We start from the raw sequence: 13,397 nt of genomic DNA on the forward strand, positions 1-13,397 counted from the left end.
AGGTCCGTACGGGGGCGCTGTGGCGTCCGGGAGGGCCGTCAGGCGTTCTGGATGACCTGGGTGACGCCGTTGATGATCTGCTGTACGGCGATGGCGGAGAGCATCATTCCGGCCAGCCTGGTCACCAGCACGACGCCGCCGTCCTTGATGACCCGGATGATCAGCAGCGAGTAGCGCATGGTCAGCCAGAGCACGATGTGCATGGCGACGATCGCCGACCAGACCGAGATCTGGCTGCCCACGCTGTCGGCGTGCTGCACCGCCAGGATCACCGACACGATCGCGCCGGGCCCGGCGAGCAGCGGCATGCCCAGCGGCACGAGCGCCACATTGACGTCCTTGGTCTGGGTCGGCTCGTCGGTCTTGCCGGTGAGCAGATCGAGCGCGATCAGCAGCAGGAGCAGTCCGCCCGCGATCATCAGGGCGGGTACGGAGACATGCAGATAGTCGAGGATCTGCTGGCCGAGCACGCCGAAGACGGCGATCACGCCGAAGGCGACGGCGACCGCCTGCAACGCCATTCTGCGCTGCATCTTGGCGGGTCGGCCCGCGGTGAGCGCGAGGAAGATCGGGGTGATCCCGGGGGGATCCATAATCACAAAAAGCGTGAGAAAAAGGGATCCGAAGACAGCGACGTCGAACACAGTGAGCCTTGCGAGAAGAGAGAAACGGCCTGAAGGAGCGCACCCCGAAGCCATGACGGCGGCCCGGCGGCCGGGTGCGTGGAAGTGGAACGTGAAGGTGGAGGGACGGCGGTACGTGTACGGGTCCGTGCTCCGGCCCCGACGCGTGCGTCGTTACGCGGGGCCGCGCCCGCCGGCGCCCGGCACCGGGAAGGCTCCCGTGGCGCGCCGGGTGATCTCGCCGTAGATCTCGGGGTCGGTGGTGTACTCGCCGAGCCCGACGGTCTTGCGGCGGCCGTGATAGTCGCTGGACCCGGTCGTCAGCAGCCCCAGATCGCGGGCGAGCCCGCGCAGCCTGGCCCGGGTCGGCTCGTCGTGGTCCATGTGGTCGACCTCGATGCCGTCGAGCCCCGCGGCGGCGAGCCGCGCCATCGACGACTCGGGCACCACCTCGCCGCGCTTGACGGCGGCCGGGTGCGCGAAGACGGTGACGCCGCCGGCGGCCTTGACCAGCCGGATCGCGTCGAAAGGATCGAGCTCGTGCTTCTCGGCGTAGGCGCGCCCGCCGTCCGCGAGCCATTGGGGCGTGAAGGCGTCGGAGACGGTCTCGACGACGCCGAGCTCGACGAGTGCGGTGGCGACGTGCGGCCTGCCGACCGATCCGTCCCCGGCGATCCTGGCGACCTGCTCCCACTCGACGGGCACGCCGAGCTCCTGGAGCTTGCGCACCATGGTGCGGGCGCGCGGCACCCGGTCGTCGCGTACGAGTTCGCGTTCGCGGGCCAGCTCGGGCTCGTCGGGGTCGAAGAGGTACGCCAGCATGTGCAGGCCCACGCCGTCGATCCGGCAGGAGAGCTCGGCGCCGGTGACGAGGGTGAGCCCCTCGGGGAGGGCGGCGGCCGCCTCGGCGTGACCGCGCACGGTGTCGTGGTCGGTGAGCGCGACGACGTCCAGGCCCGCGGCGGCGGCGTTCGCCACCAGCTGCGCGGGGGTGTCCGTGCCGTCCGAGGCGGTGGAGTGGGTGTGCAGGTCGATGCGCACGACGCTTACTCCAGTGCTCGGGGCGGGTCAAGGGGACGTTCTAGGATAACCGCCGTTCGAGCGGCGCCCGGCCGGGCGCGAGGCCCCGGCAGCGGCCCTCAGCCGAGCAGCCGGGGGGTGAGCGCCCCGCAGGGCACGAGCTCCATCTCGTCCCCGGCCTCGCGCAGATCGGCGAGCACCAGCTCGTCGTACATCAGGAGTCCGGACTGCTCGGGCCAGACGATCGCCCAGAGCCAGAGCCCGCGCGCCTCGCCCGCGAAGACCGCCCGGTCGGCGGGGGCACCCTTGACGTGCCACAGCGGGGTGGGGCGTCCGGCGGCGAGCATCTTGACGTCCGGCGGGCCCTCGATGTCCAGATGCGGGCCGGGGTCGGGGCCGTCGATCCCCGCGTAGCGCGCTCCGAGCCCGATGCCGAGCTCCTCGGTGACGAGCAGCAGTTCGCCGATGCCGCCGACGGGGCCGGGGCCGGAGCAGGCGACGGCGGTGGCCCGGCCGCCGCTGCGGTCGTCACCCGCGCTCGCCACCCCGGTGAACAGCCAGCCCACCGGCAGTGGCCAGGGCATCCAGACCGGGACCTGGGCTCGGCGCACCACCGCCCCCAGCGCTTCGACGCTGGGCGGGACGACCGGCTGGACCGGCTGCACGCTGCCGTGCACGGCGCACTGCCAGGTGTCGGCGAACAGACCGGGTGCTCTGACCCGGCCTCCGCACTTCGGGCAACTGGGTTCGCCCCTCATAGCGACCAACGGTCCTCCAGGACCGTCGCCGCGTCAAGGAAGATCACCCGTCCGCAGCGCGGCTCCACCTGCGGAAATAGATGTAACTTGCACTCATTAGGTTCTCTAACTTATTCTATGCATATCGCAACTATCTAGTGGAGAGCGAGAAGACCCATGCAGGGAGAGGATCCGTTCGATCAGGGCGCGGGCAGCATCCTGCGCCAGCCGAAGGCCGTCTGGGCCACGGCGGGCGCCTCCGTTGTCGCGTTCATGGGAATCGGCCTGGTGGACCCGATTCTGCCGTCCATCGCCAAGGGCCTGGAGGCGACGCCGAGCCAGGTGTCCCTGCTCTTCACCTCGTACTTCCTGATCACCGCCGTGGCGATGCTGGTCACCGGCTTCGTGTCCAGCCGGATCGGCGGCCGCAAGACGCTCCTGGCCGGCCTCGCGCTCGTCGTGGTCTTCGCCGCGCTCTCCGGCACCTCGTCCTCGGTCGGCGAACTCGTCGGGTTCCGGGCCGGCTGGGGGCTGGGCAACGCGCTCTTCGTGTCGACCGCGCTGGCCGTGATCGTCGGCGCGGCGGCCGGCGGCAGCTCGGCGGCGATCCTGCTCTACGAGTCGGCGCTCGGCCTCGGCATGGCCTGCGGGCCGCTGGTCGGCGCGCTGCTCGGTGACGCCAGCTGGCGCTACCCGTTCTTCGGCACGGCCGCGCTGATGGCCATCGGCTTCATCTGCATCACGGCGTTCCTGAAGGAACAGCCCAGGCCGGCCAGGAAGACCTCGCTGCTCGACCCGATCAAGGCGCTCGGCCACGGCGGGCTGGCCTCGGTGGCGACCTCTGCGTTCTTCTACAACTACTCGTTCTTCACGATCCTGGCGTTCACACCGTTCGTGCTGAACATGACGCCGTACAAGTCGGGCGCGGTGTTCTTCGCCTGGGGCCTGCTGCTCGCGGTCTTCTCGGTGCTGGTCGCCCCGCGGCTCCAGGAGCGCTTCGGCTCGCTGAAGGTGCTCGGCGCCTCGCTGGTGCTGCTCGCCGTCGACCTCCTGGTCCTGGGCTACGGCGACCACACCACCGCCATCGTCTGCACGATCGTCTCCGGCGCCTTCATCGGCATGAACAACACCGTCTACACGGAGCTGGCGCTCGGTGTGTCCGACGCACCGCGCCCGGTGGCGAGCGCCGGCTACAACTTCGTCCGCTGGTTCGCCGCGGCCGCCGCCCCGTACCTCGCGCCGAAGATCGAGGAGTGGAGCAACATCCACATCCCGTTCGTGGTCGCCGCGGTCACGGCCGTGGCCGGTGCGATCGTCGTCTGGATCCGGCGTTCGGCGCTGACCCACGAGGCGGCGGAGCTGGAGCCGAAGCACGTGACCGAGGACAGTGTCACGGTCTTCGCCGACTGACCTCCCCGCCCCCGCACCGGCCCCGCCCGCGGCTCCCCCTCCTGGCCGCGCGGCGGGGCTTCCCCGTGCCTCCGGCGGCGCGGACCGATCCGGCCGGACGGCCAGCGGATCAGTCCAGGGGTACGGAGCCACGCAGCGGATCGCGCAGGTCCGTACCGTGCGAGAGCCACCGTTCCTGGAGCTCCTGCGCCCCCCTGACCCGCTTCCACGCGGCCTCGTTGTTCGTCATCGGCAGCAGCGGCAGGAACCGCACCGGCTCCATGGGCGCGTCCAGCTCCAGGTCCTCCACCAGACCGCCCGGCTCGGCGACCAGCACCGAGCTGAACGGCGCCCCGGGCCACAGCGGCTCACCGACCTCCAGCGAGGCACCCGGCGCCACGACCACCCCCTCGACCTGCGGGGAGGCCGCCAGCACGGCGAGCGGGCGGAGCACCTTGTCGGTGTCGGCGAGTCCGGCGCGTACGGAGATGACCAGTTCGGCGCGCGGCCCCTTCACCGGGTCGGCGAGGACCGCGGTCGGGTCGGCCATCGGCTGCGCCGACATGCCGAGCGTGGCGTAGCGCACCACATCGCCGTCGACGAAGCGGAGCACCTCGATCCGGTCCGTGCCGAGGAACGTCACCGCCGCGCGCGCGTCCGGTTCACCGAGGGCCGTCAGCAGCCGGGCCTCGACCAGAGCAAGAATTTCTCCCATCCCGCGAGCATAGGACGCGTATGGAACGGGCAAAGTAAGGGATTGGCCGTCAGTCGGCTGATAGTCTTGGCCGCTGGTCGGGGCAGCACGCAGAAGCGTCGCTCTCAGCCCCGACGACACGTCATCCCCCAAGGGGGACCGGCTGGAGGAGGTGGGGCTGCAATGGATCGAAGTCGATCGTGCAGTACCAACCGCTCTTCCGCCCTCCACCTTTCCCGGTGATCTGAAGCCTCCCGAGCCTCCCGGTCGAGGCCCATGGCTTTGCGCACGACGGAAGAGCACTCCTTTTTTGCCTGTCTGTAGCGAACGCCGTCGTCGTGCCGCTGCGGTGCCGCCCGCTTTGCGGACGTGAGCACACGTCCCCATTCCGGGCTGTTCCACGTGCCCGCCGACGGCCCTCCGTGAAGGAGCCAGCCATGTCGATGATCCGCGACCTGCGCGCCGCCGTGCGCCCGTCCCTGCGCAAGAGCAACGCCCTGCACAACGCCTACGACACCACCCGTGACCCGTCCGCCTCCAGCGCGGTCGTCGACTGCGCGGTCTACCGCGACGGGCGGCGCCTGGAGAGCGGCAACTGCCGCACACCGCACGAGGCGATGCTCCAGGTGCGGGAGGAGGGCGGTTTCGCCTGGATCGGACTGCACGAGCCGACCGAGGAGGAATTCGCCGGTATCGCCCGGGAGTTCGGGCTGCACCCGCTGGCCGTCGAGGACGCCGTCCACGCCCACCAGCGGCCGAAGCTGGAGCGGTACGACGACACGCTCTTCACCGTCTTCAAGACCATCCACTACGTCGAGCACGCCGAACTCACCGCCACCAGCGAGGTGGTGGAGACCGGCGAGGTGATGTGCTTCACCGGCCGGGACTTCGTCATCACCGTGCGGCACGGCGGCCACGGCTCGCTGCGCGCGCTGCGCCACCGGCTGCAGGACGACCCCGAGCTGCTCGCCAAGGGCCCGTCCGCGGTGCTGCACTCCATCGCCGACCATGTCGTCGACGGCTACATCGCGGTGGCCGGGGCCCTGCAGGACGACATCGACGAGGTGGAGATCGAGGTCTTCTCCACCCCGGCGAAGGGCAGCCCGCGCGGTTCCGACGCCGGCCGGATCTACCAGCTCAAGCGTGAGGTCCTGGAGTTCAAGCGGGCGGTGTCGCCGCTGCTGCGGCCGATGCAGCTGCTGAGCGAGCGGCCCATGCGGCTGATCGACCCGGACATCCAGAAGTACTTCCGTGACGTCGCCGACCACCTGGCACGGGTGCACGAGGAGGTCATCGGCTTCGACGAACTGCTGAACTCGATCCTCCAGGCCAACCTGGCGCAGGCGACCGTCGCGCAGAACGAGGACATGCGCAAGATCACGTCCTGGGCGGCCATCGTCGCCGTACCGACGATGATCTGCGGCGTCTACGGCATGAACTTCAAGCACATGCCGGAGCTGGGCTGGCGGTACGGCTACCCGATGGTGCTGGGCTTCATCGGCGTGGTCTGTTTCTCCATCCACCGCATGCTCAAGCGCAACGGCTGGCTCTGATCCCGGCCCCGGTGCGCCTCCCATAGAGTTCGGGCATGACTGCTGCTGCCGCTGACGTGCCACTGGGCCGCGCCCTCGTCGAGGAGGCCACCAAGAAGTCGGGCCTGATCTGGGTGCGGGGCACCGGGCCCGCCCGGGCGCTGTGGCACGTATGGCACGAGGGCGCGGCGCATCTGGTCGGGGACGGCCCCGGCGAGCAGCCGCTGCCGGCCGGGCTCACCGACGGGTCCGCCGCCGAGGTGACCGTGCGCAGCAAGGACAAGGGCGGCCGGCTGATCGCCTGGACGGCCGCCGTGACGCAGCTCGCCCCGCACTCCGAGGAATGGGAGGCCGCGGTCGCCGAACTCAAGAGCAAGCGGCTGAACGCACCGGACGCCGAGCAGCTGACGGAGCGGTGGGCGCGCGAGTGCCGGGTGCTGCGGCTGACGCCCGGCGAGTTCCGTACGGAGCTGCCGGACGGCTCGCTGGCCGCGGCGCCGCTGCCGACGCCCGCGACCACGCGACGGCCGGTGCCCGCGGGGCTGCCGCGACTGCTGAAGCGGGGACGCAAGGGCTGAGGGCCGGGGCACAAGGGCTGAGGGCCGGGACACAAGGGCTGAGGGCCGGGACACAAGGCCCCGAGGGCGCGGCGGCCCCCGGGCCCCCGCCCCCGTCCGTCAGGACGAGGTCTTGGGCAGCTGCTTCCCGTAGTCGACCGTGTCCCCCTGCGCCGGCGCCTCCAGCGCGAAGTCCTTGCCCCAGTCCGACAGGATGACGGTCCCCCCGCCACCACCGCGCGCGAACCGCAGCGGATACGCCGTGCCCTCCAGCGATACGTCGAGCGTGCCGCCCTCGCCCTTGCCGCCCATGATCTGGATGGTCCGGGCCGCGCCGACCTTCTCCCGGTCGCCCTTGTTGAGGGTGCCGTGCAGCGTGAGCAGGCCGTCGAGCAGGGTCTCCTTGTCCGTGAAGCCGCGCAGCTGCTTGTACGTGGGGTCGTCCTGGGGCACCTTCACGTACTTGTCGTCCAGCTTGTCCGCGGCCGCGCCGCCCGCCGCGCTGTCGGCGCCGGACTTCTCCTCGTGGCTCCAGAACCCGGAGCCCGCCTTCAGATAGAGCTCGTCACCGATCCGCAGCAGCTCGAAGGTGCTGTCCTTCGAGGCCACGGAGCCGGTGCCGCCGTCCTCCTTGAGCTGCATGTTCAGCTTGTATGTGCCGCCCTTGCTGACCAGCGTCCCGGCGAGGCGCACCGCGTCGGCGGCGTCCGCCGCGCCCTGGGCCTTCTTCTCGATCTGGCCGGCGTCCAGCTTGCCGACGCCGTTGGTCCCCTGGTCCGGGTCCTCGCCGCCGCACGCCGTGAGGGTCACGGCCAGCCCCGCACAGAGCAGGGCGGCGAGAGCGGTCCGGCGTCGGGCCCGGACGGGCGGAACGGAAGAGGTCACGGGCGCACTGCCTCTCATCTGCATCGCGGGGGGTGGCAGACGGCAGCGTACCTGTGCCGTGCACGCCTTCCGGCAGGGAGCCGTACGGACGGCTCCACCGGGGCAACCCGGAGCGGTACGGGCTAGCCTGATCCCGTCATAACGGTTGATTGACTGCCAAACGGACCAGCCGGTGAAGTCGTACACGGAAGAAGGAGGCGCACCATGGCGGCAGGCGCCCCCCGGGTGTTCGTCTCGCACCTCGCCGGTGTCCCGGTCTTCGACCCCAACGGCGACCAGGTGGGCCGGGTCCGCGATCTGGTCGCGATGCTCCGGGTCGGCGGCCGGCCGCCCAGGCTGCTCGGGCTCGTCGTCGAGGTGCTCAGCCGCCGCCGGATCTTCCTCCCGATGACCCGGGTGACCGGGATCGAGTCCGGCCAGGTCATCACCACCGGCGTGGTCAACATGCGGCGCTTCGAGCAGCGGCCCACCGAACGTCTGGTGCTCGGCGAGTTCCTCGACCGGCGGGTCCGCCTGGTGGAGACCGGCGAGGAGGTCACCGTCCTCGACGTCTCCGTCCAGCAGCTCCCGGCCCGCCGCGACTGGGAGATCGACAAGTACTTCGTACGCAAGGGCAAGGGCGGGGCGCTGCGCCGCAAGGGCGAGACGCTGACGGTCGAGTGGTCGGCGGTCAGCGGGTTCTCGCTGCAGGAGGACGGGCAGGGCGCCGAATCCCTGGTCGCCACGTTCGAACGGCTGCGCCCGACGGACGTGGCCAACGCGCTGCACCACCTGTCGCCGAAGCGGCGGGCCGAGGTCGCGGCCGCTCTCGACGACGACCGGCTCGCCGACGTCCTGGAGGAGCTGCCCGAGGACGACCAGGTGGAGATCATCGGCAAGCTCCAGGAGGAGCGCGCCGCCGACGTCCTGGAGGCGATGGACCCGGACGACGCGGCCGACCTGCTGTCCGAGCTGCCCGAGGAGGACAAGGAGCGGCTGCTGACGCTGATGCGGCCGGACGATGCGGCCGATGTGCGGCGCCTGATGTCGTACGAGGAGCGGACCGCGGGCGGGCTGATGACCACCGAGCCGATCATCCTGCGGCCGGACGCGACGGTCGCCGACGCGCTCGCCCGGGTCCGGCAGGCGGACCTGTCCCCGGCGCTCGCCGCCCAGGTGTACGTGTGCCGGTCGCCCGACGAGACGCCGACCGGCAAGTACCTGGGCACCGTGCACTTCCAGCGGCTGCTGCGGGATCCGCCGTACGCCCTGGTCAGCTCGATCGTGGACAGCGATCTCATCCCCCTGGCCCCGGACACCCCGCTGTCGGCCGTGACGAGCTATCTGGCCGCGTACAACCTGGTCTCGGTGCCCGTCGTCGACGAGAGCGGCTCGCTGCTCGGTGCGGTGACGGTCGACGACGTGCTCGACCACCTGCTGCCCGAGGACTGGCGGGAGACGGATTTCCACAGCGAGGAGGGGGTGGCCGGTGGCCGCTGAGGAACGCACCAGGACGACGCCGGTGGGGGCCTCGGGCATCGCGCGCCCGCCCCGCTCCCGGCTGGACCAGCCGAAGGACCCGCGCCGACGGATGCTGCCCGACTACGACCCCGAGGCGTTCGGCCGGTTCTCCGAGCGGATCGCCCGCTTCCTGGGCACCGGACGGTTCATCGTCTGGATGACGCTGGTCATCATCGTCTGGGTGGTGTGGAACGTCTTCGCGCCCGAGCACTGGCGGTTCGACCAGTACCCGTTCATCTTCCTGACGCTGATGCTGTCGCTCCAGGCCTCGTACGCGGCGCCGCTGATCCTGCTCGCGCAGAACCGGCAGGACGACCGCGACCGGGTCACCCACGAGCAGGACCGCAAGCAGAACGAGCGCTCCATCGCGGACACCGAGTACCTCACCCGGGAGATCGCCTCGCTGCGGATGGGGCTCGGCGAGGTCGCCACCCGCGACTGGATCCGCTCCGAGCTGGAGGACCTCGTGAGGGACCTGGACGACCGCCGGGCCGTGTTCGCGGCCGAGAGTGACGAAGACCGCTGACGGGTGCTACTCGCGCGTAGCAACAAGCGCCGTAACATCGTCCGTATGGCTACGGAAGACGCGGTGCTTGAAGCACTGGCGACAGTGAACGACCCGGAGATCCACCGCCCGATCACCGAACTCGGCATGGTGAAATCGGTCGAGATCGATGCTGACGGTGCGGTCGCTGTCACGGTCTATCTCACGGTCTCAGGCTGTCCGATGCGCGAGACGATCACCAAGAACGTGACGGACGCGGTGGCCCGCGTCGAGGGCGTCTCGCGGGTCGATGTGACGCTCGACGTGATGAGCGACGAACAGCGCAAGGAGCTCGCTTCCTCGCTGCGCGGCGGCACGGCGGAGCGCGAGGTGCCGTTCGCCAAGCCCGGCTCGCTGACCCGGGTCTACGCGGTCGCGTCCGGCAAGGGCGGCGTCGGCAAGTCGTCGGTGACGGTGAACCTGGCGGCGGCGATGGCCGCCGACGGTCTCAAGGTCGGCGTCGTGGACGCGGACATCTACGGGCACAGCGTGCCGCGGATGCTCGGCGCGGACGGCAAGCCGACCCAGGTCGAGAACATGATCATGCCGCCGTCCTCGCACGGCGTGAAGGTCATCTCCATCGGCATGTTCACCCCGGGCAACGCCCCGGTGGTCTGGCGCGGGCCGATGCTGCACCGCGCGCTCCAGCAGTTCCTCGCCGATGTGTACTGGGGCGACCTCGACGTCCTCCTGCTCGACCTGCCGCCGGGCACCGGCGACATCGCGATCTCGGTGGCGCAGCTGGTGCCGAACGCCGAGATCCTGGTCGTCACGACCCCGCAGCAGGCGGCGGCCGAGGTCGCCGAGCGGGCCGGTTCGATCGCCGTGCAGACCCACCAGAAGATCGTCGGTGTCGTCGAGAACATGTCGGGCATGCCGTGCCCGCACTGCGACGAGATGGTCGATGTGTTCGGTACCGGCGGTGGCGCGCGGGTGGCCGAGGGGCTGACGAAGACGGTCGGCGCCGAGGTACCGGTGCTCGGTTCCATCCCGATCGACGTACGGCTGCGTGAGGGCGGCGACGAGGGCAAGCCGGTCGTCCTGTCCGACCCCGACTCCCCGGCCGGCAAGGCGCTGCGCACCATCGCGGACAAGCTGGGCGGCCGTCAGCGCGGCCTGTCGGGCATGTCGCTGGGCATCACCCCGCGCAACAAGTTCTGAAACGGCGGGCGGTGACCGGCCCGGGGGCCGGTCACCGCTCCGTGTTCCGCGTGCGTATCCGTACTGTGCGTACGTCTCCGTACTACGCGTACGTCGTGATGTCGCCGATCACCGAGAAGCCCAGCCCGTACGCACTCATCCCGCGCCCGTAGGCGCCGATGTACACCCCGCCGAGCGCCGATCCGGCCAGCACCCAGCCGTATTCGGACTCGCGGTAATGGAAAGGCACGGGGACGCCGTCCACCGGCAGTGAGAGCACCGACCACGCGGGGCCGTCCAGGTCGTCGGCGAGTTCGAACGCCGTCTCCGTCTGCTGGTCCAGCCAGTCGTCGCGCAGCGCATGGTCCATCTGCGGCGGCCAGGTGCAGGCGAGCAGGCCGGACCCGGCCAGCCAGGCCGCGGAGGACACCGTGGTCGCGTCCAGCACTCCCGTGCCGTCGCCGCTGCGCCGCACCGGGCTGCTGGCCATCGACACGACGACGGCGAACCGTTGCTTCTCGGTGCCCGCGTCGGCCCGGACCGACGGTTCGTCACCGTGCCCGATCGAACCGTGCTGCACCGTGCCGTCCGCCGCGGTGCCGACCTGCATCAGCCGGCGCGGCCCGGTGAAGGCCTCGTCCAGTCCGTACCAGGGGAACGTGGCCGCCAGATAGCCGTCGACAGTGCGCCGGGCCGCCGGCATCCCCTCTGCCGTGACTGTGTTCGGCGCATCTTCCGCGCCCACCCGACTTGTCGTCTCCATCTGCCCGGCCGCCTCCTCGATCCGTTGGGTCCGGAGCGGCCCGCCCCCCAACGGGCGTACTCACAACCGGACAGATGGAGAATAGCCATAGCCTCCGGACGAGCCGGGATTGGCGGGGGGTCAGGTGGCGTCGGCGTCGAACGGCGGCCGGTCGTCCTTGGCGGGCTGGTCACGCTTCTTGAGCAGGTCCGGAGCACCGGCGGAGCCATTGGCGGCGGTGATCGCGGAGCCGCTCGACACGCTGGCCCGGGAGTCCTCGGACTCCACTTCCTTGCTCTCGCGACCGTTCACCGCGTCGGTCACCTCGGCCAGGTCCTTGCGGAGGTCGAAGCTCTCGCGGATCTCCTTCAGCCCCAGATCGTCGTTGCCGTCCATGAGCTGCTTGCGGACGAACGTCTTGGGGTTGAGGTCCTCGAACTCGAAGTCCTTGAACTCCGGGCCGAGCTCCGTGCGGATGTCTTCCTTGGCGCTCTCCGAGAACTCGCGGATCTTGCGGATGAAGCGCGAGGCGTCCTGGATAACCTTCGGCAGCTTGTCCGGGCCGAAGATCAGCACGCCCAGAACCGCGAGCGTCACCAGCTCGAGTGCGCCTATGTCATTGAACACCCTGTTGCCCTTCGTGTTCTCCGAGACCATGTCGGTCGAGGTCCGGACCCGGCCCACGGTACCCGTCGGAACTGTCCGCGCGGTAGCGTCCCGGGCCCGTCACGTGCCGCTTGCGGAGCCGAGTGTCAAAGAGATGGACAGGTCTTTACCACCGCGGGTCAGCGCGAGGTCCAGACGGTCGCCCGGACGGTGCGCGCGGATCTTCACGATCAGCTCCTCACCACTGTGCACGCGCTGTCCGTCGACCTCGGTGATGACGTCCCCGGGCCTGATCCCGGCCTTGGCACCGGGCCCGCCCGGCGTCACCGCGGACTTGCCCTCGGCGCCCTTCGACCCGACCCTGGCGCCGTCCCCGGTGTACTTCATGTCGAGCGTGACACCGATCACGGGGTGGGTGGCCCTGCCGGTGTTGATCAGCTCCTCGGCGACCCGCTTGCCCTGGTTGATCGGGATGGCGAAGCCGAGGCCGATGGAGCCCGCCTGCCCGCCCTCCTCGGACGCGCCGCTGTCGGCGGCCCGGATGGCGCTGTTGATGCCTATGACATGGGCGTCGGCGTCGACGAGCGGACCGCCGGAGTTGCCGGGGTTGATCGGCGCGTCGGTCTGCAGCGCGTCGACGTAGCTGATGTCGCTGCCGTCGCCCTTCTCGCCGCCCGCGGTGATCGGCCGGTCCTTGGCGCTGATGATGCCGGAGGTGACGGTGTTGGACAGGTCGAAGGGGGCGCCGATGGCCACCACGGGGTCGCCGACCCGCACATTGTCGGAGTTGCCCAGCGGCAGCGGCTTGAGGCCGGAGACCCCGGTGACCTTGACCACGGCCAGGTCGTAGCCGCTGTCCTTGCCGACGACCTCGCCGCGCGCGGTCTCGCCGCCGCTGAACGTGACGGTGATCTCGCCGGCCTGGCCGGCGGGGGCGACGACGTGGTTGTTGGTGAGGATGTGGCCGGAGCCGTCGAGGACGAAGCCGGTGCCGGTGCCGGACTCTGTGGAGCCGCTGACGTGGAGGGTGACCACGCTGGGCAGGGCGCTGGCGGCGATGCCTGCGACGCTGTCCGGGGCGCGGCCGCCGCTGCTGCGGCCGGCCTGCGGGAGTTCGACCTGGGTGAGGCCGCCGTTGCGCTCTATGTAGGCCCCGATGCCGCCGCCGATGCCGCCCGCCACCAGCGCGAGCAGTACCGCGCCGACCAGGAGCGAGCCGCGCCGGTCCTTCTTGCGGCCGGTGTCGGCCCCGAGCGGCGGACCCGGATTGGTGAGCGGCTGCCTGGGCGCGCCCCAGGGGTCGTACTGGAGCCACTGCGTGGATGCCCCGTTGGGCTGCTGGGGCTGCTGGGGCTGGGGCTGAGGCTGCTGGAGTTGCGGCTGAGGCTGCTGCGGCGGCTGCTGGAGTTGCGGCTGGGGGGTGTGGGG

General features: G+C 70.7%; 14 protein-coding genes. 6 read left to right on the forward strand and 8 right to left on the reverse strand.

The genetic code is table 11. From position 1 onward, the window contains the following. Positions 1-38: 38 nt before the first annotated feature. From EES42_RS03155 to EES42_RS03165, 3 genes are all read right to left on the reverse strand, one after another. Positions 39-644, reverse strand: a complete 606-nt coding sequence (locus EES42_RS03155) for a MarC family protein (RefSeq protein WP_124716542.1) — start codon at positions 642-644, stop codon at positions 39-41. Between the two features lie 153 nt (positions 645-797). Continuing rightward, complete coding sequence (locus EES42_RS03160; RefSeq protein ID WP_124716543.1) at positions 798-1,664, reverse strand: PHP domain-containing protein; 867 nt, start codon at positions 1,662-1,664, stop codon at positions 798-800. Between the two features lie 98 nt (positions 1,665-1,762). Then, entirely contained in the window at positions 1,763-2,401 is a 639-nt protein-coding gene (locus tag EES42_RS03165; protein WP_124716544.1) for a DUF6758 family protein, read from the reverse strand. A 156-nt stretch (positions 2,402-2,557) separates the two neighbouring features. Here EES42_RS03165 and EES42_RS03170 point away from each other — a divergent pair, with 156 nt between their 5' ends. Then, positions 2,558-3,790 carry an MFS transporter gene (locus EES42_RS03170; RefSeq protein WP_124716545.1) on the forward strand — a complete coding sequence of 411 codons (1,233 nt, stop codon included), beginning with the start codon at positions 2,558-2,560 and terminating at the stop codon, positions 3,788-3,790. Between the two features lie 109 nt (positions 3,791-3,899). Here the strand turns inward: EES42_RS03170 and EES42_RS03175 are convergent, their stop codons facing one another. Further along, complete coding sequence (locus EES42_RS03175) at positions 3,900-4,484, reverse strand: suppressor of fused domain protein (protein WP_124716546.1); 585 nt, start codon at positions 4,482-4,484, stop codon at positions 3,900-3,902. Positions 4,485-4,900: 416 nt separating this feature from the next. Here EES42_RS03175 and EES42_RS03180 point away from each other — a divergent pair, with 416 nt between their 5' ends. Together EES42_RS03180 and EES42_RS03185 are read left to right on the forward strand one after the other, a co-directional pair. Next, positions 4,901-6,016 carry a magnesium and cobalt transport protein CorA gene (locus tag EES42_RS03180; RefSeq protein WP_124716547.1) on the forward strand — a complete coding sequence of 372 codons (1,116 nt, stop codon included), beginning with the start codon at positions 4,901-4,903 and terminating at the stop codon, positions 6,014-6,016. Between the two features lie 35 nt (positions 6,017-6,051). Further along, positions 6,052-6,573, forward strand: a complete 522-nt coding sequence (locus EES42_RS03185) for a hypothetical protein (protein WP_124716548.1) — start codon at positions 6,052-6,054, stop codon at positions 6,571-6,573. Positions 6,574-6,672: 99 nt separating this feature from the next. Here the strand turns inward: EES42_RS03185 and EES42_RS03190 are convergent, their stop codons facing one another. Further along, positions 6,673-7,437, reverse strand: coding sequence for a hypothetical protein (locus tag EES42_RS03190; protein ID WP_124716549.1), 765 nt, complete (start codon positions 7,435-7,437; stop codon positions 6,673-6,675). Positions 7,438-7,641: 204 nt separating this feature from the next. Here EES42_RS03190 and EES42_RS03195 point away from each other — a divergent pair, with 204 nt between their 5' ends. The 3 genes from EES42_RS03195 to EES42_RS03205 are packed head-to-tail and all read left to right on the forward strand — an operon-like array spanning position 7,642 to position 10,642. Next, the gene (locus tag EES42_RS03195) at positions 7,642-8,916 is read left to right on the forward strand and encodes a magnesium transporter MgtE N-terminal domain-containing protein (RefSeq protein WP_124716550.1); all 1,275 of its coding nucleotides are present in this window, start codon (positions 7,642-7,644) and stop codon (positions 8,914-8,916) included. Beyond that, on the forward strand, positions 8,906-9,463 hold the full coding sequence (locus EES42_RS03200; RefSeq protein ID WP_124716551.1) for a DUF1003 domain-containing protein: 558 nt from the start codon (positions 8,906-8,908) through the stop codon (positions 9,461-9,463). Before EES42_RS03195 ends, EES42_RS03200 begins: the two co-directional genes overlap by 11 nt. A 45-nt stretch (positions 9,464-9,508) precedes the next feature. Then, positions 9,509-10,642 (forward strand): Mrp/NBP35 family ATP-binding protein, encoded by a 1,134-nt coding sequence (locus tag EES42_RS03205; RefSeq protein ID WP_124716552.1) that lies wholly within the window; start codon positions 9,509-9,511, stop codon positions 10,640-10,642. Between the two features lie 82 nt (positions 10,643-10,724). Here the strand turns inward: EES42_RS03205 and EES42_RS03210 are convergent, their stop codons facing one another. The 3 genes from EES42_RS03210 to EES42_RS03220 all read right to left on the reverse strand — a co-directional run. Continuing rightward, a complete protein-coding gene (locus EES42_RS03210; RefSeq protein ID WP_124716553.1) occupies positions 10,725-11,384 on the reverse strand; it encodes a hypothetical protein in 660 nt (219 codons plus the stop codon). Between the two features lie 120 nt (positions 11,385-11,504). Then, positions 11,505-11,990, reverse strand: coding sequence for a sec-independent translocase (locus EES42_RS03215; protein ID WP_124716554.1), 486 nt, complete (start codon positions 11,988-11,990; stop codon positions 11,505-11,507). 99 nt (positions 11,991-12,089) lie between these two features. After that, positions 12,090-13,397: S1C family serine protease (locus EES42_RS03220; RefSeq protein WP_124717385.1), on the reverse strand; the 1,308-nt coding region annotated here is incomplete at its 5' end.

The sequence above is a fragment of the Streptomyces sp. ADI95-17 genome, assembly GCF_003846175.1.
In the GTDB taxonomy this organism is placed as follows: domain Bacteria; phylum Actinomycetota; class Actinomycetes; order Streptomycetales; family Streptomycetaceae; genus Streptomyces; species Streptomyces sanglieri.

Excerpts from the sequence above, each read along its gene's own strand:
- EES42_RS03165 (WP_124716544.1), bottom strand. The coding sequence starts at position 2,401 with ATGAGGGGCGAACCCAGTTGCCCGAAGTGCGGAGGCCGGGTCAGAGCA.
- EES42_RS03170 (WP_124716545.1), top strand. The coding sequence starts at position 2,558 with ATGCAGGGAGAGGATCCGTTCGATCAGGGCGCGGGCAGCATCCTGCGC.
- EES42_RS03175 (WP_124716546.1), bottom strand. The coding sequence starts at position 4,484 with ATGGGAGAAATTCTTGCTCTGGTCGAGGCCCGGCTGCTGACGGCCCTC.
- EES42_RS03180 (WP_124716547.1), top strand. The coding sequence starts at position 4,901 with ATGTCGATGATCCGCGACCTGCGCGCCGCCGTGCGCCCGTCCCTGCGC.
- EES42_RS03185 (WP_124716548.1), top strand. The coding sequence starts at position 6,052 with ATGACTGCTGCTGCCGCTGACGTGCCACTGGGCCGCGCCCTCGTCGAG.
- EES42_RS03195 (WP_124716550.1), top strand. The coding sequence starts at position 7,642 with ATGGCGGCAGGCGCCCCCCGGGTGTTCGTCTCGCACCTCGCCGGTGTC.
- EES42_RS03205 (WP_124716552.1), top strand. The coding sequence starts at position 9,509 with ATGGCTACGGAAGACGCGGTGCTTGAAGCACTGGCGACAGTGAACGAC.
- EES42_RS03210 (WP_124716553.1), bottom strand. The coding sequence starts at position 11,384 with ATGGAGACGACAAGTCGGGTGGGCGCGGAAGATGCGCCGAACACAGTC.